Below are 24,461 nucleotides of genomic sequence, written 5' to 3' on the forward strand. Positions count from 1 at the left end.
CAATCAGCGGCAACCGCCTTTCACTGAGCCCCTCATGAACCTGAAAAACTACACGTCGGTAGTGCCGGCGATGAATTCGGCGGCGGCCATTGAAGCGCTGCTCGTGGAGGCCGGCGCCACGTCGGTGTCGAAGTGGTACGTGGAGAAGCAGCTGGGCGGCTTCCTGTTTCAGATGCCTATCAATGGGCTACCGATGGTATTCCGGCTGCCGGCCAAAGTAGAACTGGTGTACCAGGCCATGCTCAAGCGCGCCCGCAAGCCCGATGCTGCGAAGCGTGCCAGCCTTCGCGCCCAGGCGCAGCGCACGGCCTGGCGCACGTTGCACGAGTGGGTGCAGATTCAGGTGACCATGATTCTGCTCGAGCAGATTGACCCGCTCCAGGTCTTCCTCAGCTACCAGTATGACGAGAACACCGGTGCCACTTTCTACGACCGCGTGAAAACTGGCACTGTGAAGCTGCTGGGCTGATGGAAGCCTACTCGACCGAGATGCACGCGGCCGTGCTGCGCGAGGTGCGCCAGGCTAGCGTGCTGCGCTTGGTCGAGTTGGCTGCCTACTACCGGCGCCGGCAGGGGCCGGGCCTGGCGCTCGTCGCGGCTGAGTTGCGCGAGCGCCAGGCCCGCCGGCAAATCAATTATTCAACTTTTAAAGGTCAACCTAATGGGTAACAAAATCAAGGTCAAAACGACAATCATCGGCACCCTCGAAATCGATGGGAAAGAAACCGATGTCAAAATCAGCCACACGTCGGTGGTGACGGATGGCGACTACATCGATGCTATCCGCAACGGTGTCATCAACAGCATCAGCCGGGCCATCGTCACGGGCTTCGAGACGCTGAAAATGACGGCTCAGGAAGGAGGTGGGCAGAAATGAAAACGGAACAGGAAATCCGCAGCGCCTTATCCATGCTGTACTCCCGGCGCGATGTGTATGCCGCCGAATCGGTACGGGGCGAACTGGCCGACCAGTCGCTGCTCGATGACATTTGGGGCAAGATTTATGCGCTGCGCTGGGCGCTGGGCCAGAATATTCAGTGTGGCGTTGACTTCCAGCCGCAAGAAGAAGGGGAGGGCGCATTTAAGGACTATCCGCTGAGCAGCTACTGCTACCCTGGCTGCCAGGTGCCCACTGAGCCGGTGGCGCTGCCGGTCGGCCAGGAGCACTATCCGCCGCTGGTTTCTACGCATAACGTGCAGGCAGCCCTCACGTTCTCGCTTGAAAAGGCCACGGCCTTTTCTGCTTATGCCCGACAGAAGTATGGCATCATGGTGCTGAGCGAGCGGGAAGACTGGGCCTTCGACGACACCGAGCAAGACGGCCCGCCCATCGTGCGCTTCGTGGTGGCCGCCGATAGGGCCGACAGCCTGTTCTGGCTGGGCCTACACTTTGAGCGGGCACAACTGATAGCTGGCTCGTTGACGGACGAGGAGCAGCAGGCCCTGCTGGCGGCTCGCATGAATCCCAACTCGCTGCAAGCCATCGCAGAATTGCGCAAGCTGGCTACGCCGGGATTTTGGGAACCAGGTGCCCAGGGCATCACGGCCTCCAGCACCTACCACGAAGACGGTGAGGATAAAGAGACGCCGGCGGTGCAGGTGCTGTTCACTCCCCAAAATCAGCATTACATCTGCCGGATGCATAATGTGCTCCCGCGACTGGAAGCCGGTCTAAAGAATTTGGCGACGCTCTCGGTGCGTGAGCAGCAAGCGGTCGACAATTTCAACGCAGCCCTCAGCGCTGAAGACGGTGGGCGCGCCTGGTCGGATTGTGGCGAAGTTGATGCGGAGGTGCTGCTGAGCCTCGTGGCGCGCTTGACTACGCCAAACGTGGAGGGTACAAAATGAACCAGCAACTTCAATCTGACCCATTTCACGAGGCGATGTGGGCGCTCCTGCGCGAGCGCGACCAGGCTAATCTGCCCCGCTTTAGCGAGATTACCGACACCTTCTACTACGTCGTGCTGGAGGCGGCACCTCGTTCAGGCTATCAGCACCAGCAGCCGGTGGGTAATTTCCTGCACCAGCATGACGCGGAGCATTGGGCGCGCAAAGCCTTCGAAGTCGCCCGAGGGCTCACGCCACGCGACCGGGACCAAGATGGCCCAATTGAGGTCTGCAAAGTGCTGCGTATTGATGACGCGCCTCCTGGCAAACGCGCTGTTGTACTGCACCTGGGACCCAAGCTGTGCGCGGCGGCTGACCTAATATCTACGGAAATGACCGTGGCCTACGGCCCAAAAAAGAACCGTCGTACGGTTTCCGGCTGGGTGCAGGCCTGGCGCTACACCGGCGCCACCATCGAGAAGTTTGAGAAGCCGGCGGAGGGCGAGCCCCCTGCCCTTTGCTACCCCGAAGTGGAGCTAAAAATCAAGCCTCGTGACGGTAGCCGGGCCGTGTGGGTACGTGGATTCAAAGACTCTAATAATCCACGCCCTAGCGAAATCTGGACATGATTCTTAGCTTCAAACAGGTGTTCGTGCCGGCCGTGGTGGCCGGCACGAAACCGCACACCATCCGCGCCGGCCGCCGGTGGCGCGTGGGCATGAGCATCCAGTTCTACCAGGATTCCCGCCAGAAAACGATGGTCAAGTTTCGGCCCGATGCGGTGGCCACTGTGGTGCAGGAAGTTGCCATCCAGCGCACCCGGCTCGCAAACGGCAAGTGGGCGCCTCGTGACGAGTTGGCGGTCTTCGTCGATAACCGGCAGCTGACTCCACTGGAGTGCCAAGAGCTGGCCCGCCGCGATGGCTTCGACGACTTCGCCCAGCTGCTCGAATTCTTCGCCAATTCCCACGGCTTCCCTTTCACTGGCCAGCTCATCGGCTGGACTGACTTACGCTACTAGCTTATGAGCTTCGAAAGTGAAATGAAGGCCCAGCTCGAAGTAGCCTTCAACCAAATCGGGCTCACGATGATGAGCGAGCACCGGGCCTGCCAGCTGCTGGCCTTTGTGTACGTGCTAGGCGGTGCCTACGAGCCCGTGGTATTCCACACCCGCCTGCACTCCGACCTGCTGTTGGCAGCCAAGCGGCTCAACATTGAGGGCGGGGAGGCACCTACCGCCGCAAGCCTATCTGTGCTGCAAGCCTACGTGCAGGAAATGGAAGAGTATGGCTGGCGAACCCAGTGGTTGGAGGAATTGCTAGCCGACTACGACTTGAAGGCATCTGCTGGCCAACTGGCTGGCCACTCACCAAATGAATTTCATCGTCACCAAGCCGCGACAAGGGCGGCTCACTTCAACCCGAAAATACTATGATTTTTGCTTATATCCGCGTTAGCACTGACAAGCAAACTAACGAGAATCAGCGGTTTGAACTGAATGGCTTCGCTAAAAAGCGCGGTTGGAAAATAGAAACCTGGGTGGAGGAAACCATTAGCGCACTCAAAAAGCTGGAGCATCGCAAGCTTGGTGAACTGCTAAAGAAGCTGCGTGCTGGAGACATTCTGCTAGTGTCAGAAATATCGCGATTAGGTCGCAACCTGATGCAGATTATGAGTATTCTGAACCAGCTTTTGGAGCGTGATATTCAGGTGTTCACAGCTAAGGAAGGCTATGAACTGGGCAACAACATCAGCTCCAAGATTCTAGCTTTTGCCTTTGGCCTCTCGGCCGAGATTGAGCGCAACCTGATTTCGCAGCGCACCAAAGAGGCGCTGGCCCGCAAAAAGGCCGAAGGCGTAGTGCTGGGCCGGCCAAAGGGCAGCAAGTCGAGCCGACACAAATTGAGCGGCAAAGACGATAAAATCAAGCAGTTGCTGCTCGATGGTATTTCAATATCAGGTATTGGGCGCATCACGAAAACCCACCGATTGACGGTGGCTGCACATATTATGAATACGCCCGAACTGCTTAAAATCCGGCCATTAGGGTCCGAGTTGAAAGCCGCTTTACGGTCCGTTGCGTGATGCCGATTAACTACAAAAACTACCCCCCCAACTGGCTCACCGAAATCCGGCCGCGCATCCTGGCCCGCGATGGCCACCGGTGCAAATTCTGCCAGGTACCGGATGGAGCCGATATCCAGCGCAGCAGCCGCGGCCACTACATGCTGCCCAGTGGCGAGGCCTTCGACGGCACCACTGGGCAACTGCTGGCCGATGAGGCCGACTACTGGCCCCCGGAGCGGCAGGTGCGCATCGTGCTCACCATTGCCCACCTCGACCACGCCCTGGTTGACCACGCCGACGACAACCTGGCTGCCCTCTGCCAGCAGTGCCACCTCCGCTACGATAAGCGCGTGGTGGCTCCCAAAGCAGCCTACACCCGCAAGTATGGCCGCGCGACTACTCCCATTGATTTTCTGCCTTCCGCGCCGTGTCCGACCTAACTCCACCCACCGAATCAACGCCTGGCCCGTCCTGTGCCTGGCCTGAGCCCTACGCCGATAAGCGCTGCCGGCTGGCTGGCATCCCCGACGAAATATGCCTGTTTCGGGCCCCGCACCCGCGTTCGCCCGACTCGCATATAAAGGCCCAGTGGTCGGTTTTTTCTTCCGATGACGAGGATAACCTGGTTATTCTCTACCCGACCATCGGCGGCGACGTGCTCACCTTCGACAACGGCACGAAGAACAACCCTGACAGCATTTTCGAGCGCAAGCGCCTGAAGGAGCCCCGCACCTACGTCGATAAGGAGGGCAACTCCCAGACGATGAAGTACGAGCAGCCCAAGGGCACGCGGCAATTTCCGTTTTTCATGCCCGGCCTCGTGGCCAAGTACAAGGCCGGCACCAAAATCCCGACCTTGTACCTGGTAGAGGGTGAGCTGAAGGCGGCGGCCGGCGTAGCTCGTGGCCTCGACATCGTGGGGATGCCCAGCAACCAGGTGGTGCGCCAGCAGGTGGGGGCCAACTGGCAATTGGAGAGCCAGCTGCAAGCCCTCATCCGCAAGTGCGAGGTGGAAACGCTGGTGCTGCTGCACGACGCCGACGCCCGCACCGTGCGCTGGGAGGCCGGCAAGGACTTGGCCAAGCGGCCCAACTCCTTTGCCCAGGCCGTTATCAACTTCCGCGAAGCCATTCAGTCGCTGCTCGACGACGAGGCCTGTGCGCTGAAGCGAGCCTTCTACCTGCACGGACGGCGCGAAATGTGCGACAAAAACGCTAAGGGCTTGGATGATATGTTCATGGCCTTTCCCGAAGAGCAGGAGGCTATCTTGGCCGACCTGGCCAAGGGCACCGAGGCCAACAAGTACTTTGAGGGCAAGAATGTGACCACACCGCACTACGACAACGTGCGTAGCTACTTCGCGGTGAATAATAAGGCCAAAGACCCTGAGAAGGACTTTTACCTGCTCTACCGCAAAGACATCGGCATCCGGGAGTTTTCATTTCGGGGCCGACGCTACGTGCCCGACGGTGAGGACGTCATCTACCTGGCCCACCAGGATGCCGGCGAGTTTTGCCGCATCGGGGCCGATTGGTACAAGTGGATATGGCAGCCCCGCCCCGGTGGTGAGCTAGTGCGCGAGTTGGTGCCCTGGAAGGTGGGGGAGATTTCGCGGGAGTACAAGAATTACCCTGCTTTCCTCGACGAGTGCCCTAAGTTCGACGGCTTCACGGTGGAGCCTAATTTCAACGGCGAATACCAGCGCGTGATTGCCAAGAACCTGAACCTGATACAGCCGCTGGGCCACGAGGTAGTGAGCGGTTCCATCAAGCATACGTTGGCGTTTCTCAAGCACATTTTCACCGGCACCGGCACGCTCGTCGAAACTGAGACGCTGAAGAACGGTAAGCCTCAATATGGCACGGAGGAAAAGCCCGTGACGGCCGACCCCTTTACCATTGCGCTCGACTGGCTTACGGTGCTGCATAACTATCCCAAGCACCAACTGCCCGTCATTATTCTGGTATCGAAGGATAACAAGACCGGCAAAACCACCTTCCTGAACTGGCTGACGTGGATTTATGGCTCGAATGCCACCATCCTCAACAACGACCAGTTTGCGATGAAATTCAACTCGCACTATGCTACCAAGTTCGTGATTGGCCTCGACGAGGCGTTTCAGGATTTGGAAAAGAAAGCGGAAAAGGAGCGCCTCAAGCAGATGGTGACGGCCAAGGAGATGTACGTGGAGCGCAAAGGCGTGGACCTCAAAGCAGTGCCGTTCTACGGCAAAATCGTCATGACGAGCAACGAGGAGGATAAGGTGATGAAGCTCGACGACAACGATACCCGCTGGTTTGTGGTGAAGGTGCCGGTGTTTGCGAAGGAAGACCCGGATATGGAGAAGAAGCTGCGCGCTGAGATTCCGGCCTGGCTTCACTTCCTGCACCAGCGCCAGGTGCACCACCCCCGTGAGAGCCGGCTGTGGTTTAAGCCCGAGGACTTCATCACCGAGCAATTCCGCATCATTGTGAAGGCCACCAAGAACCGCCTCGACCACAACATCGAGGAATTCATTAAGGATATGTTCCTGACGTATCGGCTCGGGAAAATCCGCATGAGCGTGAAATGGCTGGTGAAGGCCATCAACGAGACGAGCAAGTACCGCGTGGATGAGAAGGACGTGCGCGAGTATTTCAAGAATAAGCGGGGGCTGGAGCCCAACCCGAGCCAGCGCATTAAAATCCCGACCAGCGTGAACTACGAGATGCTGAACGGGCAGGGCTTTCCCGATACGGCCGGCATGACCTTCCACGAGGAGCAGGCCCGCTACTATGAGCTGCTGGTGCATGACTGGCTGAGTGAGCAGGAGCTGGCTGCCTTCGAGGCCCCCTACGTGTCTGACAACTGGTTGCCGACCTCACCGGCTCAAGTCGCCGCGCCGCCAGCCGTTCCCGGCGTGAAGTTCGGCAGCGGGTGGGGGAGATAGTTGGCATGCATAACAAATGAAACAGGGGCCTCCGGGCCCCTTTTTTTGGGCCATAAAGGGAGCTTTTGCCGATTTCTTGAAAAACACTGTTTCTTTTGTTTCAATTGTTTCAAAGTATAAAAAATAGCTCTAGAATGCTGTAGAGGCACTTTTTCACGCCTGTCCGTCTGAAACAAAAAAAAAGGCCGTGTTTCAAATGTGGTTTTCTGAAACAAACGAAACGCGCGAAACAAGGGGTTTGTTTCAGAATGTTTCAGGGTTATTATATTGATTTACAGTGGTTGTAAAAGTCAATAGTCGTGTTTGAAACAAAAACAACACACTTTTTGAATTTCAGTGAAAAACGAGGAGTTTTAGCCACTGGTGTGAATGTTTGGTGAGTGGCGCGCGCCGGCTGGTAATTTGCCTTTTTGGGGTGTGCTGTGTCCTTGATGCGCTGTCGGGGGTATGCTACCTTCAAGTACCCATTCTGGCCACCCCTTTATGCTGCGCACCTTTACTGTTCCAGTTAAGCCCCACGTTCAGAAATACCTGCTGCACCACCTGGGGCCAGCCTATAAGCTGAGCCAGCTGGACCCTATCGGGCGCATCTTGCGGTTGCGGCTTCAAGCGCCCCGCACCAACGCATATCTAGACGGGTTTACCGGCCGCTACACGGCTGAGTTTAGCGTGTCTATTGAGGGTAACCTGCTGTTTCAGAGGCGATTTAAAGCACTTCGATCCACCGATATTATTGATTTTAATAATGACGTAGAGGCCATTATTAAAACCGAGTTTTACGGCATGGTGGCCCACCGACGCGACTTTGGCCTGAGCCAGTATGGGGCGATTCAGCAGTTCCGAGCCAAGTATAATTTCCTCGACGAGGACATTACCCACGACGCGCTGAAAAAAGCCTGGCAACGCTACTGCGCAGACCAGCTAGCGCCGGAAAATGTGCAAAATCGTGTTTCAGTTTGTCCCCTACCTGGCCAGCGTCTGGCGGCCTGAAAAAAAACAGGCTTTTTTGGTAAAATCGTGTTTCAGTTTGTCCCCTAATTTTTTGCCCTCATGCCCGCCCTCAACCCGACCGACCCGCTACCGCTGCTAGCCCCCATCGGCCAGCCAGTGGGCGACAACGAGGGCGGGGTTCAGGAGATTTACCTGCTGCCCCAGGCGGCGCTGCTGCGCGACCCCCTGCGCAACGGCTTAGCCGTGCTAGGCAACCTGGCCACGCGCGCCGGGGCGCTGTGGTATCCGCTGCGCGCGACGCTCGACACGGCCAGCTTCGACCAGGCTTTCACCGACGACCGGAACGGGGGCCTCTATACCGGCAAGCTGGCCGGCTTCGTGGCTGAAGACACGCCCGCGCTGGCCGCCGCGCTGCTGCGCTATCGGGGCGTGCGCCTGGTGCTGCTCTACCGGGACGGCAACGGCCGGCTGAAGCTGGCCGGCGATACCACCAGCTGGTACACGCTCAACTACAGCCTGGCCACGCAAGCCACCACGGCGGCGCGCGCCGGCTACGCGCTGGAACTGGCTGGCAGCCAGCTGCGGCCCGCGCTGTTTTACGCCGGCACATTTGCCGTGCCTGACGTCGAATACGTGCGCCCCAGCGCGCCGGCTACCGGCGGCACGGTGCAGGTATTCGACGGGCACGGCACGCTGCTGCGGACGGTGCAGGCGGGCCAGCGGCTGATTGTCACCGGGCCGTTTCGGACCACTCTTCTCGTTCAGTAATGACTCAGCTCAGCCCCACCGCCCTAGTGGCGAAATACAACGCGCCCGTGGTGGGCGTATTTGCGGACAACAACTTTGCGAAAACGGAAGAAAGCGATTTTCGCGGCCTGGTCACCGATTTTACTGATTCGTTTGCGCCGATGTCGTTGGTCGCGCCGGCCAATGTGCGAACTTGGACGGCTAGTATTCAAGATTGGGCGCTGGGCGAGTTGATGAAAATCATCTTCGACGATGAGTATTATTTTTTCATCGCCGGTGTAGCGGGTGGCCCGTTCCCCGCTCCCGCTGGCGCCAGCGACAATGATACTCCGCCCTGGGTGCCGGCGGCCCCACCTACTTCGCCCGTTGCGTTGTATGGCACTTACCTGCTGAGTTTTGTGCAGCGGTACCTGCTTGATGCCAATGGGTATGCGACAGCCGGCATCACGGCCGGGCGGCTCTACGGCATCCCTGGGGCCTGGAACGGGGGTGCAGCCGACCAGGTAGTGTACGTGCGTGGGCTGGCCGGCGGGCGCTTTGACGTGGCCGGCACGCTGTGCAGTAGCGGCGCGCTTACGCCGGTCGCGGTGGATGCCCTGGCTGGTACGGCCACCGCCACCGCCACCACGAGCCTGCTCAGCGGCTATCTGGAAGTCAGCGCGGATAATGGCCTGCGCATTCGCGAAATTCCGGTACTGCCTGGCTTCACCATCCTGGATGAGGTATTGGACAAGAATGTCTCAGCTGTGCGCTACCAGCTCGATACCCATACGAGGGTAGGCAGCCGCCAGTATGGCACCGGCGGCCAGACGCTGGCCCAGGTAATGGTACTGCTGGCTGCCCTCACCCCGGCCGACTTTGCGAGCGGGGTGAAGCTCTATATCCAAACCATTCCGGTCAGCCAGCCGGATGCGTCGCTCATTGGCATTGAGTATAGTAGTACGCGCATCATCTCGCCGGCCCCGGCGAAACTGCCGACGTTCCCGGTTGACCCCGGCGCTCCGCAGTCCCTCACCATCAACGGCAAGTTTCTCGACCCCTTCACCAGTGACGAAACCACTGGCTGGCGAAGCAGCGGCGGCTGGTACTGGGATGGCGTAGACCTACTGGCTATTTCACCGGCAGGCGCAAACGCCGGCAGCGGCAATGGCCTGTTCTTATATCAGATAGTGGCCGGCTTTGTCACCAGCGCGGCCTACACCGCCGTTATCGTGGTGCAGGACTTGCCGGATGGCACTGCCGTTAGCGGCACGTTATTTCTGTCAGTGGATGGCAACCCACATGCCATACCAGCTGCACCGGGAGAGTACCATATCAATTTCGTGGCCTCCAATCCGCAGATGGGCATTAGCCTCAACCCGCAGGGGGGCGCTTTTACGGGTGCAGTGAAGCAATTCGACATCTTCCGCGTCTGAAACCAGGGACATTCGTGAAAGGCCTCGCTCTACCAGGCGGGGCTTTTTCGTGTCCTTTTTCTGCGTTTTCAAGCCCGCCACCTTTGAGGCACCCTTATGCTATCAATGTGGCCGATTATCAACTACTATCCCAATTAATGCGGGGCGCCTGGCTCATGGAGCTGGGCGCCGCCCAGGGCTATCTGCCCCTGCTTAACCAGCTGCGCGCCGGCAATTTCGAGCCAGCGGCGGCCCTGTTTAAAGGCCAGAAAAAGAAAAACGCGCCCTACGCCGTCGCCCTGACCCTGGAGCCCGGCGCCCAGGTGCACAAGGCCAGCAAGTACAGCTCGTTTGACGAGGCGCCCCAGGGCTCCGTGGCCGTCATTCCGGTGCAGGGCCCAATGATGCAGCAGGACTTTTGCGGCTCACTGGGCACTCAGACGCTCAGTCGCCTGACCCAGGAAGCCGATGCCCACCCCAACATCGTGGCGCACGTGTTCGTCTTCGACACGCCCGGCGGCACGGTGGCCGGCACCGAGAATTTCAGCAACACCATTGCCGCCACCCAGAAGCCCGCCGTGGGCTACGTGCAGAGCATGGTGGCCAGCGCCGGCTACTGGAGCATTTCGGGTACCAACCACATCATGCTCAGCGGGCTTACCAGCCAGGTGGGCAGCATTGGCACGATGCTTCAGTACACCGACTCCAGCAAGGCCGACAAGAAGGCGGGCTTCGTGGACAAAATGGTGCGCGCTGACGCCAGCAGCGACAAAAATGAGGCGTATCTGCAACTGCTGGCCGGCAACGACCAGCCGATTAAGGACCAGCTGCTGAACCCCTTAAACGAGGTTTTCCTCAACGCCGTGCGCCAGAACCGCGCCGGCAAGCTGCCCAGCGGCAAAAACGCCGAAAACGTGCTCAGCGGCAAGGTTTACCTGGCCACTGATGCCGTGGACTTCGGCCTGGCCGACTCTATCGGCTGCTTTGAGCAGGCCGTGCAGCTGGCCCTCGACATGGCTTCCGACCCGAAAGCGGGTACCCCAAGCAACACCCCAAACTCCCAAACTAAGATGAATTTTAAACCATCCTGGGGCGCCCTGCGCGCCCTGGTAGGGCTATCGGCTACGGCCGCGCCCTCCACCCCGCTGACTGAGGCCAGCGTGGAAGAACTCAACGCCAAAGCCCAGGAGCAGGCTGACCAGCTGGTGGCCGCCAATGGCCTCGTGGCCACGCTCACCACCGAGCGCGACACGGCCGTGGCCACCATCAAGGCGAAGGAAACGGAGCTGGCCACATCGGCCGGCAACCTGGCCGCGGCCAACACCAAAGTGGGCGAGCTGGAGGCTCAGGTGGCCAAGTACGGCAAGCAGGCCGGCGCGGTACCGACCAACCCCCTCAACCCGAGCAGTCAGGAAGGCGACACGACGCCCCCCGTCAACCCCATCGTGGACCCCAACGCAGCTCACAACCGCGCTGCTGCTGCCTACGGCCTCTAGGCCTCTCCGCCAGGCAATTACAACTATCAGTTTATCAATTATTTATAACTCTATTTTTAATTATTACTGCAATGGCAGACCTCAATCCTAGTGCTACCGAACTGGCGACCGAGCTTGGTGCTTACTTCCGCGCCAACAACCGCCAGATTATCGCGGCCCTCTACCAGAAGTCGGTAACGGCCCAGTACATGCGCACGATTCCGGCCCAGCAGGGCAAGTTTCCGGCGCTCCAGTCCATCACCAGCGACGTGGTGCAGGGCTTCACGGCCGTGTGGACCCCGATGGGCGTGACCGAATTCAAGGTGAACCCCCTGGTGGCTTACCAGCAGAAGGTCAACTTCCCAATTACCCCCGCCCAGGTGCAAAACAGCTGGATTGCGTTCCTGTACGAGGAAGGTAAGAAGGCGGCGGATATGCCTATCAGCCACTACATTATTGACCAGGAGCTGATGCCTAAAGTGGTATCGAACCGCGAAACGCTGATTGGAAAGGGCCAGTACGACCCTACCAAGCTGGGTGTGTTCGGCCACTCGATGGACGGCATTCAGGCCAAAATCAACCAGGGCGTGGCCGATGGCTCGATGTTCAAGGTGCCGATTCTGGCCCCTTCTCGCAGCAACATGGTGGACCAAATCGAGGAATTCGAGTTGAACCTGCCTGAAGAGCTGAAGCCGCTGCTGGATAAAATCTACATGCCGCAAAACCTGGTGGAGGCCTACCGCCTCGACTACCGCAACAAGCACGGCCTGATGCCTACCTACACCCTGGAGGACGGCATGCGCACGTACCTGGGCCAGCGCAAGCTTATCGGCTTGCCGTCGCTCAACGGCACCAACATCATTTTCGCCACCCCGGACCAGAATTTCCTGCGTCTGATTGACATCGTGGACACGGCCGTGATTACGGACGTGCAGGTGCTCGACTACCAGGTGAAGATTTTCATGGAGTGGTGGGAAGGCGTTGGTTTCTGGACCAACCAGATGGTAGTCGTTGCCGTGCCCGCCGGCACCCTGAAAGGTCTGGGCACCGGGGTTGATGCCGACGCCGACGCGGCCCTGACGACCAAGTATTTCCCCAACGTGTCGGCCCCGCTGCCGAGCTAGTAAGGGATTACTAGGCACCTAAAACCGGCCCCTGCTAACGTAGGGGCCGGTTTTTAAGCTATCAATTTATCAATCAATTAGCTACTATCTACCGTGGATACGCAAGATTTAACCCACACGTCGGGCACCGATAACACGCCCGGCATTCAGCAGAAGATTTTCTACACGACGCTGGAGAACATCGTAACCCTGCCTAAGCCTACCGAGGACGATTCGGCCGCCTCTACTGGCACGTTTGCCGACCTGGTAACGATTACGGCCGACATCGTGGTAAAGAAGCCGCTCAGCAGCATCTACGTGACGCTGGAGGATGGCGAGCTGAAGCACAGCGGCCAGGGTGAAACGGACTCGATGTCGTTTAAAAACGAGCTGGAGTTTGCCCACCCCGGCACCAAGCCCGAGCAGCTGGGCTTTGCCCAGTGGTGCAAAAACAGCAACCTCATTTTCCTAGTGCCCGAAGTGGACGGCCAAATCCGCGTGCTGGGCACCCGTGGCTACCCCGCCAAGCTGGCCACCGCGCCCGGTTCGACGGGTAAGAAATCGACGGACGGCCGCAAAACCACCTTCACGTTCCACTCCAGCCGCAAGGGCCCCGCGCCCGTGTTTACCGGCAAGGTCATGGTAGCTGCTGATGGCGGCGGCGACCCTACTGAGCAGGACCTGGGCCTGGAAGACTAAAAAAGAAGCTTTACGAAGAAAGGACACGAAAAACCCCGCTAGCTTCTGGCGGGGCTTTTTCGTGTCCTTTTTTTGCGAATTGCCGGCGGAGAGCTTTGTAGAGAACCTTTCTCTAGCCTCTCTCAAATGCCCAAACTGACCCAAGAGCTGCGCGCTGGTCTAACCGCGCTCGCGGCCGAATTGCCGGCCCAAACCTACCTAATCGGTGAAGTTGTAAGCGGGCAGCAGCTGCTCGACGAGAACCCCGGCAAAACCAAGCTCACCGGCGGCGGCGAAGTGGACCCCAAGCAGACGTATAAGCGCCTAGGCAATCCGCACCCGGTCAACCACGCGCGCCGGCTGCTGCGCGCCTTTGAGCGCGCCGGCCGCGCCGGCGTGCTGGCCTACTGCAAGCCCCACATCGAGCCGGCAAACTTCGGCCTATTCTCTACCAAGCTGAGCGAGCTGGTGCCGGCCAAGTGAGCTTCGTGAATTGCTGCTGTCTCTACCTGTTGGTAGGAATGCTGGTTTACAGCTGGTTTTCTAAGGTAGTAGACGAAATAGCGGCTCAAGTGGCTCAAGAACGTGCCTGGTCTGGCCTGAAGGCTAGAATGACTGTGCTGGTGCTGCTCATGCTTTTATGGCCCAAGGTCGTTTACGACGTCTACCTGAAATGAACCTGGTACGTCAAAAGCCCGGCTCATTCTGCTGCGGCCAGTGCTGCGTGGCGATGGTGGCCGACCTCGACCGCAAAGCCAGCTGCAAGGTGTTCGGCACCAAGGGCGTAACCACTACTAAATCGGTGCGGCGGGCGCTGACTAAGCTAGGCTACCTGGCCAACGAGCGCCTGAAGTCCTTTCGCAACGAGTCGGCGCTGCCGGCCACCTGCCTGCTCCGGCTCAGCTATCCCAAGGAGGTGCAGCGCTACGGGCACTGGGTTGTGTACCACAACGGCCTGATTTACTGCCCGTCGCTGGGCATTTACCCCTACGCGCAGCTGGGCATACTGGGCGCCCCAAAGAGCAGCTCCTACTTAGGCTTTACCAAGCAATGTGCTTAATTCAACAGTGGCTCGACAGTCCCCAGGAGTACGAGGCCGGCCGGCTGCTCTATGAGCAGTATGGGCTGAACCGCACGCTGAAGCGCACGCTCAGCCACGGCCCGACCGCCTACAACCGGTCGGCCGTGCGCGAAGAACTCACCAAGCTGGCCGGCCGCGTGCACGACGGCGGCGCGCCCTACCCCGTTGGCTACGTCGGTCAGGCGTTCACCTTCACCAGCCTCAACCAGCCCGGCTGCGCGCCCGCCCCGGCCGCGCAGCCGGCGCCGGCTAACCCCCAGCTGCTGCTCGACCTCGATAAGCAGTGGAAACCGCTCTACAAGCAGGCCAGCCACCTGCAAACTCAATTAAAGCACGCCAAGGACGTGCAGCAGCGCGGCACCTGGTCCCACCAGATTCTGGACCTCATGGATAAGGTGCAGGCGATTTGGGACACCGGGGCCTACGTGAAAGAGCACGGCCAGCTGCCCCCGGTGGCGGAAGTAGTACCCCCGCCGGTGCTCGACTTGGGCGACCAAGCCGCCGTGCTGAAGCGGCGCAACAACCTGCGTGCCCAGGTGAGCAAGCAGAAGCATAATAAGGAGCGGGCCGACGAGGTAGCGGCCTGGAAAATAGAGATTGAACAGCTAGATAATGTATTGCAAACCTTTTAATTAACCCTTTTTTATGGATGCCATTTTCCTGTGTTATTATTTTTCTATCGGTGCCAGCGCGATGCTGTGCGTGATAAACAATATCCCCGCTAAGGGCTGCTGGGATGCTCTTTATAGGCTTGTCGGGCCGGTGACCTTGTTAAAAGTTATCGCAGTCTACTTGGTCTGGCCCCTGATACTGGTCTGCGTGCTGCTAAGGCTCCTGCGCTTGCAACTGCTGCCCTGCTTTCGCACGATTGAGATACATGGGCGCCGGGGTAGTCATTACGAGTTACAACGGGCTTGGAAACTGCCCCTGGGCCGCACTCGCTGGCGTCTGGCTCGTCACGCCAACGGCACCGTGTGGCGCTTTGCTACCAGTGAGGACGCTATGAAGGTGGCATTAGAGCTGCTAGCCCAGGCGCGCGATTGGCAACATGGAACAACGCGCACGAAGAGCAGGGTATTCTACCTCAGCCTTTTTAGGGTGTGAGAAACCTAAGTAAAAACAGCCTGAAGCGGCTGCTACGCCCGGCCAACGGCATGCCGCCCGGCTACGCTCATTTCTACACCAGGTACTGGTTTCACAACCAGGGCGGCGCCAAGGCCTGGGTGCAGAGCAAGGGCCGCATTAACAACATCGTGGCCGGCGAAATACCGAAAAAATACCTTACCCGAACCCAGCGCGCCAACTGGGATACCTATTATTAGTCAATTATTAATCAATTAGTTATGAGCCAGCAGCTTAAACCCGGCGACCGTGCCCTGGTCGTGGGCAAGCACCCCAACGCGGGCCACTTCGTCACGCTGGTATCGTTCGGGCCCTACGGCCTCGACTTCCTGAAGCTGGTGGGTTGGCACGTGTGCGAAGATGAAACCGGCCTGGAGTATTACGCTAAGGAGCCCGAGCTGGCCCGGCTCGACCGTGACGACCAGGCCCCGGCGCCCGACGACCAGGTGCTGGTGGTGCAGGCCGAAGACTTGCCCGAGAGCGAGCTGGCCCCTACCGTTAGCCCCGGACGGCGGGAAACGACTCTTGACCGGCTGCGCGCCTATTTTAAAGCCGTGGGCACCCAGGCGCCCGTGGTGCTCACGACCCACCAGCAGCAGGTGCTCACGCGCCTCGATGCTGCGTGGGGGCTGCTGCTCGCTGCGAAAACCAACGAGAAAGCCACATCCAAGCTCATAAGTCGGTTTCAGGTGAGCCGGGCCCAGGCCTACCGGGACCTGGCCGACTGCAAGCAGCTGTACGGCGACGTAGTGAAGTCGAGTAAGGAAGCCGACCGCTACCTGCTCAAGGAAATGGCGCTCGATACCTACAACCGCGCCAAAAAGGCGGGGGAAATTAAGGAAATGAATTCTGCGGTGGCCACGCTGGTAAAAATCACGGGCCTCGACAAAGCCGACGCCCACATTCCCGACCCGGAATCACTGGAGCCCAGCAACTACTTGCTGGAGGTGAAAGGCCAGGCGGGCCCCGGCCTCACGCTCAACCTCGAAGCCATTGCCGGGCTGCCCGCCCACGAATACGAGGCCGTCATGGACGCGATTCAACACCACGGCAACAGCCCGCTGGAAATGCTACAACGAATTCAGGAAGCCGCCCGTGGAATTACCGAATAAGCCCCTCAGCATGAACGTGCCGCAACTTCGGTTTGCGGCCGTTCAGCCCAAAGAGTCGGTCAACGTCTGGGGCCGCGCCACCGGCAAATCGACCATCATTGCCTGGCTCATGCACATGATTGTGCGCACGATGCCCAGGGCGGCGTGGACCATCACGGGCGCCACCTACCAGGCAATCCTGACGCGCACGCTGCCCAGTACCAGGGCCTCACTGGAGCGCTTGGGCTACTACCACGGTGTGCACTACTTTATCGGTAAAAAGCCCGATGCCGCCTACGGCTTTAAGGAGCCTTATCAGCCACCGCACAATTACAAGAATGCCATTATTTTCCGCAATGGCACCCTGTTTCACCTGGTAAGCCAGGACAAGGGCGGTGGCAGCGCTCGGGGCCTCAACACAGACGGCGCTATTTGCGACGAGTCGCTGCTGCTCGACAAGGAGCGCTTCGACCAGGAAGTGAGTACCACCATCCGGGGCAACTACTGTTACTTCGATAAGTGCCGCCTGCACGGCGGGGTGCACCACTTTACCAGTATGCCGTACGGGGCCAGCGCCAGCTGGCTGCTCAAGGCCGGCGACTACTACGACCGGGACGGGGTAGACATCAAGCTGACCCGCGCGGAGCTGGTGCGGCTTCAGCTGGCCTTTATTGATGAGAAGGACCCCCGCAAGCGCCTGAAGCTATGGCCCGAAATCGACCAGCTGATGCGGCGCATGCGCTACTACCCGGACAAAAACGGGTTTATGTACTCGGAGGCCAACGTATTTGAGAACCTCACGAACGTGAAGCTCAAATACCTGGAAAACGAGCGCCGTAAGCTCACCGACTACACCTACAAGGTCGAGCTGCTCAACATGCGCACCGATAAGGTTGAGGGCGGCTTTTACGCCAACCTCGACCCGGCCGTGCACACCTACACGGCCTTCGATAATGAGCACCTACGCCTGGTAGGCCTCGACGGCCAGCAGCTGCTGAAGGAGGAACAGATGGACAGCCGGCAGGATTCGGACTGCAAAAGTCGCCTGCCCCTGCGCGGGGCCGTGGACTGGGGCGCGAAAATCACGTGCATGACCGTAGCACAGCAGGAGCTTCAGCAGCTTAACCTGCTGAAAGACTTGTACGTAAAGGCCCCGCTCATTCTCGACGACCTGGCTAAGGAATTCTGCCGCTACTACGCCTACCACCTGTGCAAGGAGTTCTACTTTCACTACGACCACACGGGTAACAGTCGCCAGGCTAACAGCGACTTAACGTATGCCGAGCAGTTCGCTAGGATTTTGCGTAACAACGGGTGGAAAGTCTACATGGTGTCGAAAGGCGCCGCCCCGGAGCACAAGGACAAGTACCTGCTTATTTCGCGCCTGCTCAAAGAGTTAGACCCGCGCTACCCTAAGCTGCGGTTTAACAAGCACAACTGCAAACACCTGCTGCTCTCGATGTCGCTGGCCCCGGTGACGGAATTAATGGGCGTAGTGAAAAAAAACAAGAGCAGCGAGCGCTCCAGCACCGTGCCGGCCGAGCAGGCCACCCACCTGAGCGACACGTTTGATATTCTGGTTTGGGGCCTCTACCAGCACTACCTGGCCACGATGCCCGCCTTTCAGGATAACGTCTACGGCAAAACCTAATTGCCGCGTGCACGTGCTCCAGTGGCGAAAGCCCCGCCTCACCAGGCGGGGCTTTTTAGGGCCCAAACAGCCCGTTTTGCCGTCTCAAAATGAGGGTGCCAGGCGCTCAGCAAGCCGGTTGTAAACAGGTCGTTACGTGCATACGGCCGGCCGGAGTCGTCTCTTTTTTAACGGGAGCCCCTGTCACACGCTGATGGCGACCGGCAATTTTTTAGGGCAATTTTTTAGGATATATGATTAGGGGGTGGCCTGGGGTAGTGGGTCGGCAGCCGGGCACCGCGCCCCCGAATTGCCACGTCTGCGGGCCCGGCAGTAGCGCCCTGGCCTACCTGGGTAGCCGGCCGGGCAGCCGGGCACCAGCGCCATTTCCTGTCCTTTTTTCGGGTTGCTGGTCGGCGGAATTTTGAGCTACTACTACGCTCACACTTATGCAGCTGATTGCCCTGGCCGACGTGCTCCTGCTAATGGACACCACGTCCGACCCCTTTACGGTGGTGTACTCGACGGCCGACCGCCAACGCGGCACCGGTGGCGAGCTGCTGACGCTGGAGGGCTGCGTGTGCACGGGCGGCAAGCCTAAGCCCAAGGCGCCGGCCCCAGCTGAGCCGGTGAAGTGGACAGTGGTCGCGGGCTTGGCGCTGGGTCGCCGGCCTGGCCACCGGGTCAACCAGACCCGCAACGTGACGGTGCTGAGCAGTGGTAAGACGCGCAAGCTGCACGTGCGGCTCATCGTGGAATTCAACGGTCAAACAGTGCACTGGTAATGTCTACTACTCCCTACATGAACCCGGCGGCCACCGTCGCCTTCCTGCCTAAGATAAGCGCGGCCGTGCGCCTCAATGCCGGCGCCGGGCTACCCCCGGCTGAGCAGCCCGGCGCCACCCCGACCGCGCCCTTCGTGCGCGACCTGACCCTGGGCACCGGGCCCATTGCCCGCTGGGGCTACGACAACCTGGAGCCCCAGCGTATCCTGGCCGACATCCGCGACAACACTATTCTGCTCTCGGGCCTCGACTGGAAAGCCCGCGCCCTGTACGGTGGCGGGCTCATGTACGGTACGTTCACCTACGGCGACGACGGCGCCGAAACGTTCAAGCCCCTGCGTTTGCCCCAGGTCGAGAACTTCGTGCGCCGCAACCAGCTGCACCGCTGGGCAATGGGCACGGCCCAGGACGTGGTGACGTTCGCCAACGCGTTCCCGGAGCTGATTGTGAGCAAGGACCGGAGCGAGATTACTAACATCACGCGCCAGAAAGTGCCGTTTTGCCGCTGGGCCCGCCAGAACCCAGCGACGGGCTTTATCGAGAACTGCTTTATAAATGCCAACTGGTTCCATTGGACCAGTGAAAACGACATCTATACCAGCAAGGTGCCGGTTATTCTGCCCGGCTACGACCTGATAGACTCGCTGCGCGACGACCGCCGGGGCTACAAGTACATCTACCCGCTGAGCTACCCTAGCCACAGCGAGACGTTTTACCAGCTGCAAAACTGGAACGCGGCCCGCACCAGCGGCTGGCTCAAGGTCGCCAAATCCATCCCGGAATTCAAGCAGCACCTGTTTGAAAACCAGATTTCCATCAAGTACCTCATTGAGGTCAGCACCTGGTGGTGGAAGTGGAAGTACGGCGAAAACTGGGAAAGTCTGCCCCTGGAGCAGCGCCAGAAGCACATGAACGACGAGCTGGAGCGGTTCGAGAATTTCATGGTCGGCACCCACGCCACCGGCAACTCGCTGATGGTGACGTTTCACAGTGACCCCATCACGCAAAAAGAGTTTGCGGGCTGGAAAATCACGGCGGTTGATAACAAAATCAAGGACGGCATTTACGTGGAGGATAGCCAGGAGGCTAGCCTGCACCTGTATTCGACCCTCGATATCGACCCCACCCTGCGCGGCATCACGCCCGGCAAGTCAATGGGCGGCGGCTCAGGCAGTGATAAGCGGGTGGCTTTTAACCTGTATATCAGTCTCCAGCAGGCTTTTCAGGACGTGGTGACGGAAGTGCTGCAATTCATCTGTGACTACAACGGCTGGACCGGCCCGGACGGCATGCCCCTGGTATGGCGCTTTCGCAATGCCCTCATTACCACGCTCGACACGGGCAGCGAGATGAAAACGCCTACCAAAACCCCTGTAATTCAGTCATAACATGCCGCTACTTACTACTATCGAAGAATTTCGGGCTGGCGTACCCGTCAACCTGAGCAGCAGCATTGCGCTGATTACCGGGGCGCTGGCGGCGGCCGAACGGCGCCACATCATTCCCGTGCTGGGCCGGCCCCAGTACAAGGAGTTGTGCGACGCCTACGCGGCCAACAGCCTGAGCACGGTGCAGGCCGAATTGCTGGCGGCGGTGCAGGTGGCGCTGGCCAACCTGGCCTACGCGCCCTATATCACGATTGCCCAGCTCGACCTTTCGGACGCCGGCATTCGGATACAGACCGACGCCAACAACAAAACGGCGTTTCAGTGGCAGATTGACGACCTACGTGAGTACCTAACGGAAACCGGCTATACCGCGCTCGATGACGTGCTCAGCGTGCTCGATGAAAACAAGGACGAGTTTCCGCTGTGGAAAAGCAGCGTAGCGTATACCTACAACAAGGGCCTGCTGCTGAACAACGCCGTCGATTTTGACAGCTACTACCGCATTGCCCAGTCCCGGCGCACATTCCTGGCCCTGGTGCCGCTCATTAGTCAAGTCGAGCACTTCAGCCTGGAGCCGGTGTTGTCGGCCGAATTCTGCCAGGCCGTGCGCGACGAGCTGGCCACTGGCACCGTGAGCGACGACACCCAGGCCGCGCTCAAGCTCTTGCAGCCGGCGCTGGCCAACCTAACCGTAGCCGAGGCCGTGCTGGAGCTAGGCGTGGACCTGGCTGAGGGCGGCCTGGTGGTGAAAGAACTTGACAAGACGACTACCAACAACCGCGTGCGCAAGCAGGCCAGCGACACGATTCTGAGCCTGAAGCGCAGCCAGGCGCTGGAAAAGGGCCGCGCCTACCTGCGTGACCTACTGGCCCTGCTCCAGGCCAAGGCCAGCGCGACGGTCTACCCCGCATTTTTCAATTCGGCTGCCTTCGTGCCGCCGCCTCCACCCCCTGACCCCAATGCCCCGCCCATCCACCACCACCGCCGCAGGGTCTATAACGCCTGCTAAGCTCATGTCAGATACTTCGGCTACCCTCGAAAAACTGGAAATCAGCGAGCACAAGACCCGCAACTGGGCGCTGCTTGGGCTGTGTGGCGCCCTGGTGCTGCTGGTGCAGGGCTTCTTTACCTACGTCATCACGTCCACGGCCACCGAGATGCGCGATACCAACCGCACGCTTAACGAGCTAGTGACTAATCAGAAAGTGGCCCAGACCCAAATGGATTTTATCAAGCAGGAAGTTGCTGACTTGCAAAATGCCAAAAAGGATGCCGCCGCCGTGCACCTGGCCCACGATACGCGCCTAAACTCCGTCGAGCAGCGGCTGGCCCTGCACGACCAATGGATGCAAGCCCACACTAAATAACCCTTCACCCTTTATCAATCAATACTATATGTTAGTAACCCTAATCTGGTTTAGCCCCCTTATTTTGCTGCTACTGGCCCTGCTAGTGCAGCATCTTTCGCCCCCGCTCTACGCCCGCACCTTTGGCCGGGTGCTCGCGAGGGTCGGCGCGGTAAAAGCCCGCGCCCTGGCCAGACTGGCCAGCCTACACAGCCAGCTGGTAGCCTACTACCAGGCGGCTGATGGCTACCTCAAATTTGCCACTTCCGCGCTGCTGGTAGCCGTGGGCATCTTCCTGGTATTGCCGCCCGTGCTGCGCCTGTTCTACCCCACGGCCGGCGGATTCGACCAGGGCACGATTAACACGCTGGCCCTGGCCGCGCTCCAGTATTTCGCGGCGGCTCAGCTGGCCCTGTTCACTTACAAGCGCCTGCTGCCTGGCTTTTACGCCTACTTGGTCGATACGCTTCAGGATAAGGTGCTGGAAAACGTGACGGGCGAATTGGAGGCCCAGCTGCTGCACCCGGAGACGCTCGACACGGGCCTGCTGCCCGTGCTTATCGAACACCGCAAACTCTTAGAATTAAAATTTACTATCCGATGCAAAAGATTGTATTTCTGCTTCTTGCCTTTGGCCTTTTTCTTCATTGGGGCCCAGCTCGCGCTCACGACGGTACTGACCGTCGTGCCGCATTAAGAAAAGCGTACCTCAGCCAGGTCGGCGTGCGGGAGCGCGGGTTCAATTCGGGCGTAGAAGTGGAAAAATATATTCACTTCGTCGGCGCCCCGGAGCGTTCGCCCTGGTGCAGCTGCTTTGTGAGCTACTGCCTGCACCTGGCCCACATCGTGACGGCGCGTTTTGGGGCCGCGCGCAGCTGGTTTGACCGCCGGCATACGGTTTGGGCCAGCGGCCGGCAAGTAGCGGGCCGGCCGTCGCCCCAGCAGGGCGACCTGGTGGGCTACACCTGGGGCGCCGACGAAGTGCACCACGTCGGCTTTCTCGACGTGTGGGGTACGGGCCCGGCCTGCCAAACAGTCGAGGGCAACACGTCGGGCGGCCGGCAAAGTCGCGAGGGCGACGGCGTGTACGTGAATTGGCGCCTCAAGCGCATGGTAGCCAAGGTAGCCAACGTGGTAGACGACCCGCATTATAGTCACGGCGAATAGCGAAGCGCACTATGAAAAACGTATATATGCTGCTGCTAGCCCTCTCGCTGGCCAGCTTTTCCCCCCGGCCGCGCCAACCCTGGCGCGGCTTCGCTGGCCCGGCCTACTTGCCGGCGCCGCTGCCCCGCCGGCCCAAGCAGGCCGTGCTCGATGCGCGGGCTTGTGCCGCGTCCCAACTCCTAGCCATTCCTCCCCGTGAAACAGCGAGTCATTAATTTTCTAATTGGGCTAGTGCTGGCCTTCGGCCTGGGCTACTGCCTGTTTGGCTTGTCGGGCTGCACCACCGAGCGCTACGCGCCGGCCGTCGACGCCAAAGTAGATTCGGCCCTGACGAAGGCCGGCATTCCGCCGCTGGCCGTGCGGCGCATCAAGTTCAACGGGCCGGTGACGTTTCAGATTGGCCAGGGCAACACCAGCACCACCGTGGGCAAAGACAAAACGGGCCAGCGCGCCCAGGCCCTGGCGACCGGCGCTAACAGCCACATCGAGGCCAGCCAGAAAAAAGGCGGCGTGCCGTTCTGGGTGTTTATCGTGGTGGGCATTCTCTCGATTGTGGGCTGGGACTACCTGACGCACCAGTTCAACCCACTCAAGTGGCTGCCCTGGCATCCCGGCGCGGGTTGAGCCCCGGATGCAACCCCCTCTAAAAGCCCCGCCAGCCCTGGTTAGCGGGGCTTTTTCGTGTCCTTTTTTTAGCTGCCCCAGCCAATGAGCTTTGGGTATGAATCAGGTGCAATTCGGCCACGTCCACCGGCAATTACCCACTACCTGGAACGAACTGACGCGCGTGCAGCTGCTGCTGGCGGCGTCGCTGCTGTTCCGGGCCCGCAACGTGGTGGCCACCCAGATGCTGCTGCTGCGTACGCTGGCCCGGCTGCCCCGGCCGTTGTGGCGCGCGCTCACCGCATTTCAGATTGCCAGTCACCTACGCCTGGTGCGCTGGCTCACCGAGCCCAGCCGCCTGACCCGGCAGCTGCTGCCCCAGCTGGGCCCGTGGTGGGCGCGCCTGGCCGGCCCCGGCGACTGGCTGGCCGGCGTCTGCGTGTGGGAATTCGCCAACGCCGAAACCCACCTGCGCACGTGGACCAGCAGCCAGGCCCCGGCCGACCTCGATAAGCTGGTGGCCGTGCTCTACCGGCCGCGCCGCTGGTTCTGGTGGCTGCACCGGTTTAGCCCGAGCTATACCGGCGACCCCCGCCAGGCCTTCAATTCCAAGACCGTGGCCGCCCGCGCCGCCCGCGTGGCCAGGGTGCCCCTGGTGCAGCGCCAGGCCGTGCTGCTCTACTACCTGGGCTGCCGGGCTACGCTGGAAAATGCCTACCCGCACCTGTTCAGCGGTGACGAAGCCAACGGCCAGGACCCCAACCCCTGGCTGACGCTCATCGGCAAGCTGCCCAACGACAAGTTTGGTGACATCGAGCAGATTGGCCAGCGCCCCCTGCATACCGTGCTACTCTTTACCAATCAATTCATTCGCGATAAGCCGACCGACCAATGAGCGACCTGCAAGCACTCGAAAATTACATTTCCACGCTCAGCGCCGACCAGCAGTACCTGGTGCAGGACTGTGCTTACCAGGTGCAGCAGGTGCTCGACCGCTACCAGGACCCGCTGATTCAGGCCTGTGGCGTGAATCTGGTAGCGGTTAAGCAACTGGAATCTATTAAGTATTAGGGTTTA

At 59.8% G+C, this 24,461-nt stretch carries 33 protein-coding genes; all 33 read left to right on the plus strand.

Features of this window, described 5'->3' with window-relative positions; all coding sequences use genetic code 11:
* The first annotated feature begins 34 nt into the window (after window positions 1-34).
* The 33 genes from F6X24_RS07200 (at window position 35) to F6X24_RS07360 (ending at window position 24,455) form a co-directional block, all read left to right on the plus strand.
* Complete coding sequence (locus F6X24_RS07200) at window positions 35-469, plus strand: hypothetical protein (protein WP_151087359.1); 435 nt, start codon at window positions 35-37, stop codon at window positions 467-469.
* The gene (locus F6X24_RS07205) at window positions 469-669 is read left to right on the plus strand and encodes a hypothetical protein (RefSeq protein ID WP_151087360.1); all 201 of its coding nucleotides are present in this window, start codon (window positions 469-471) and stop codon (window positions 667-669) included. The genes F6X24_RS07200 and F6X24_RS07205 overlap by 1 nt, the downstream gene beginning before the upstream one ends.
* Window positions 662-877, plus strand: coding sequence for a hypothetical protein (locus F6X24_RS07210; RefSeq protein ID WP_151087361.1), 216 nt, complete (start codon window positions 662-664; stop codon window positions 875-877). Before F6X24_RS07205 ends, F6X24_RS07210 begins: the two co-directional genes overlap by 8 nt.
* Entirely contained in the window at window positions 874-1,848 is a 975-nt protein-coding gene (locus tag F6X24_RS07215; protein WP_151087362.1) for a hypothetical protein, read from the plus strand. Before F6X24_RS07210 ends, F6X24_RS07215 begins: the two co-directional genes overlap by 4 nt.
* Complete coding sequence (locus tag F6X24_RS07220) at window positions 1,845-2,456, plus strand: hypothetical protein (RefSeq protein ID WP_151087363.1); 612 nt, start codon at window positions 1,845-1,847, stop codon at window positions 2,454-2,456. Before F6X24_RS07215 ends, F6X24_RS07220 begins: the two co-directional genes overlap by 4 nt.
* Complete coding sequence (locus F6X24_RS07225) at window positions 2,453-2,848, plus strand: hypothetical protein (protein ID WP_151087364.1); 396 nt, start codon at window positions 2,453-2,455, stop codon at window positions 2,846-2,848. The genes F6X24_RS07220 and F6X24_RS07225 overlap by 4 nt, the downstream gene beginning before the upstream one ends.
* A 3-nt stretch (window positions 2,849-2,851) precedes the next feature.
* On the plus strand, window positions 2,852-3,262 hold the full coding sequence (locus F6X24_RS07230) for a hypothetical protein (protein WP_151087365.1): 411 nt from the start codon (window positions 2,852-2,854) through the stop codon (window positions 3,260-3,262).
* The gene (locus F6X24_RS07235; RefSeq protein WP_151087366.1) at window positions 3,259-3,912 is read left to right on the plus strand and encodes a master DNA invertase Mpi family serine-type recombinase; all 654 of its coding nucleotides are present in this window, start codon (window positions 3,259-3,261) and stop codon (window positions 3,910-3,912) included. Before F6X24_RS07230 ends, F6X24_RS07235 begins: the two co-directional genes overlap by 4 nt.
* Window positions 3,909-4,334, plus strand: a complete 426-nt coding sequence (locus tag F6X24_RS07240) for a hypothetical protein (RefSeq protein WP_151087367.1) — start codon at window positions 3,909-3,911, stop codon at window positions 4,332-4,334. Before F6X24_RS07235 ends, F6X24_RS07240 begins: the two co-directional genes overlap by 4 nt.
* The gene (locus F6X24_RS07245; protein ID WP_151087368.1) at window positions 4,322-6,823 is read left to right on the plus strand and encodes a primase-helicase family protein; all 2,502 of its coding nucleotides are present in this window, start codon (window positions 4,322-4,324) and stop codon (window positions 6,821-6,823) included. The genes F6X24_RS07240 and F6X24_RS07245 overlap by 13 nt, the downstream gene beginning before the upstream one ends.
* A gap of 483 nt (window positions 6,824-7,306) precedes the next feature.
* On the plus strand, window positions 7,307-7,813 hold the full coding sequence (locus F6X24_RS07250; protein ID WP_151087369.1) for a hypothetical protein: 507 nt from the start codon (window positions 7,307-7,309) through the stop codon (window positions 7,811-7,813).
* A gap of 60 nt (window positions 7,814-7,873) precedes the next feature.
* The gene (locus F6X24_RS07255; protein WP_151087370.1) at window positions 7,874-8,542 is read left to right on the plus strand and encodes a hypothetical protein; all 669 of its coding nucleotides are present in this window, start codon (window positions 7,874-7,876) and stop codon (window positions 8,540-8,542) included.
* Window positions 8,542-9,936 carry a hypothetical protein gene (locus F6X24_RS07260; RefSeq protein WP_151087371.1) on the plus strand — a complete coding sequence of 465 codons (1,395 nt, stop codon included), beginning with the start codon at window positions 8,542-8,544 and terminating at the stop codon, window positions 9,934-9,936. The genes F6X24_RS07255 and F6X24_RS07260 overlap by 1 nt, the downstream gene beginning before the upstream one ends.
* 83 nt (window positions 9,937-10,019) lie before the next feature.
* Entirely contained in the window at window positions 10,020-11,411 is a 1,392-nt protein-coding gene (locus F6X24_RS07265) for a S49 family peptidase (protein WP_151087372.1), read from the plus strand.
* Between the two features lie 71 nt (window positions 11,412-11,482).
* Complete coding sequence (locus tag F6X24_RS07270) at window positions 11,483-12,514, plus strand: hypothetical protein (RefSeq protein ID WP_151087373.1); 1,032 nt, start codon at window positions 11,483-11,485, stop codon at window positions 12,512-12,514.
* A gap of 93 nt (window positions 12,515-12,607) precedes the next feature.
* Window positions 12,608-13,192 carry a hypothetical protein gene (locus F6X24_RS07275; protein WP_151087374.1) on the plus strand — a complete coding sequence of 195 codons (585 nt, stop codon included), beginning with the start codon at window positions 12,608-12,610 and terminating at the stop codon, window positions 13,190-13,192.
* Window positions 13,193-13,318: 126 nt separating this feature from the next.
* Window positions 13,319-13,654 (plus strand): hypothetical protein, encoded by a 336-nt coding sequence (locus F6X24_RS07280; protein ID WP_151087375.1) that lies wholly within the window; start codon window positions 13,319-13,321, stop codon window positions 13,652-13,654.
* A gap of 190 nt (window positions 13,655-13,844) precedes the next feature.
* Window positions 13,845-14,231, plus strand: a complete 387-nt coding sequence (locus F6X24_RS07285) for a hypothetical protein (protein WP_151087376.1) — start codon at window positions 13,845-13,847, stop codon at window positions 14,229-14,231.
* Window positions 14,222-14,884, plus strand: a complete 663-nt coding sequence (locus F6X24_RS07290; protein WP_151087377.1) for a hypothetical protein — start codon at window positions 14,222-14,224, stop codon at window positions 14,882-14,884. The genes F6X24_RS07285 and F6X24_RS07290 overlap by 10 nt, the downstream gene beginning before the upstream one ends.
* Window positions 14,885-14,897: 13 nt before the next feature.
* Window positions 14,898-15,356, plus strand: a complete 459-nt coding sequence (locus tag F6X24_RS07295) for a hypothetical protein (RefSeq protein WP_151087378.1) — start codon at window positions 14,898-14,900, stop codon at window positions 15,354-15,356.
* Window positions 15,353-15,574, plus strand: a complete 222-nt coding sequence (locus F6X24_RS07300; RefSeq protein ID WP_151087379.1) for a hypothetical protein — start codon at window positions 15,353-15,355, stop codon at window positions 15,572-15,574. Before F6X24_RS07295 ends, F6X24_RS07300 begins: the two co-directional genes overlap by 4 nt.
* A 21-nt stretch (window positions 15,575-15,595) precedes the next feature.
* Complete coding sequence (locus F6X24_RS07305; protein ID WP_151087380.1) at window positions 15,596-16,486, plus strand: hypothetical protein; 891 nt, start codon at window positions 15,596-15,598, stop codon at window positions 16,484-16,486.
* On the plus strand, window positions 16,470-18,116 hold the full coding sequence (locus tag F6X24_RS07310) for a hypothetical protein (RefSeq protein WP_151087381.1): 1,647 nt from the start codon (window positions 16,470-16,472) through the stop codon (window positions 18,114-18,116). The genes F6X24_RS07305 and F6X24_RS07310 overlap by 17 nt, the downstream gene beginning before the upstream one ends.
* A 428-nt stretch (window positions 18,117-18,544) precedes the next feature.
* The gene (locus F6X24_RS07315; RefSeq protein WP_151087382.1) at window positions 18,545-18,880 is read left to right on the plus strand and encodes a hypothetical protein; all 336 of its coding nucleotides are present in this window, start codon (window positions 18,545-18,547) and stop codon (window positions 18,878-18,880) included.
* Entirely contained in the window at window positions 18,880-20,268 is a 1,389-nt protein-coding gene (locus F6X24_RS07320; protein ID WP_151087383.1) for a hypothetical protein, read from the plus strand. Before F6X24_RS07315 ends, F6X24_RS07320 begins: the two co-directional genes overlap by 1 nt.
* A 1-nt stretch (window position 20,269) precedes the next feature.
* A complete protein-coding gene (locus F6X24_RS07325; protein WP_151087384.1) occupies window positions 20,270-21,277 on the plus strand; it encodes a DUF6712 family protein in 1,008 nt (335 codons plus the stop codon).
* A 4-nt stretch (window positions 21,278-21,281) separates the two neighbouring features.
* A complete protein-coding gene (locus F6X24_RS07330) occupies window positions 21,282-21,635 on the plus strand; it encodes a hypothetical protein (RefSeq protein WP_151087385.1) in 354 nt (117 codons plus the stop codon).
* 28 nt (window positions 21,636-21,663) lie between these two features.
* Window positions 21,664-22,311 (plus strand): hypothetical protein, encoded by a 648-nt coding sequence (locus F6X24_RS07335; RefSeq protein WP_151087386.1) that lies wholly within the window; start codon window positions 21,664-21,666, stop codon window positions 22,309-22,311.
* Window positions 22,312-22,430: 119 nt separating this feature from the next.
* On the plus strand, window positions 22,431-22,781 hold the full coding sequence (locus F6X24_RS18915) for a hypothetical protein (protein ID WP_191906491.1): 351 nt from the start codon (window positions 22,431-22,433) through the stop codon (window positions 22,779-22,781).
* A gap of 11 nt (window positions 22,782-22,792) precedes the next feature.
* Window positions 22,793-22,996, plus strand: coding sequence for a hypothetical protein (locus F6X24_RS07345; RefSeq protein ID WP_151087388.1), 204 nt, complete (start codon window positions 22,793-22,795; stop codon window positions 22,994-22,996).
* Window positions 22,977-23,405, plus strand: coding sequence for a hypothetical protein (locus tag F6X24_RS07350; RefSeq protein WP_151087389.1), 429 nt, complete (start codon window positions 22,977-22,979; stop codon window positions 23,403-23,405). Before F6X24_RS07345 ends, F6X24_RS07350 begins: the two co-directional genes overlap by 20 nt.
* 97 nt (window positions 23,406-23,502) lie before the next feature.
* On the plus strand, window positions 23,503-24,279 hold the full coding sequence (locus F6X24_RS07355) for a hypothetical protein (protein WP_151087390.1): 777 nt from the start codon (window positions 23,503-23,505) through the stop codon (window positions 24,277-24,279).
* Complete coding sequence (locus F6X24_RS07360; protein ID WP_151087391.1) at window positions 24,276-24,455, plus strand: hypothetical protein; 180 nt, start codon at window positions 24,276-24,278, stop codon at window positions 24,453-24,455. Before F6X24_RS07355 ends, F6X24_RS07360 begins: the two co-directional genes overlap by 4 nt.
* Window positions 24,456-24,461: the final 6 nt, after the last annotated feature.

It is taken from the genome of Hymenobacter baengnokdamensis, from assembly GCF_008728635.1.
Taxonomy (GTDB): domain Bacteria; phylum Bacteroidota; class Bacteroidia; order Cytophagales; family Hymenobacteraceae; genus Hymenobacter; species Hymenobacter baengnokdamensis.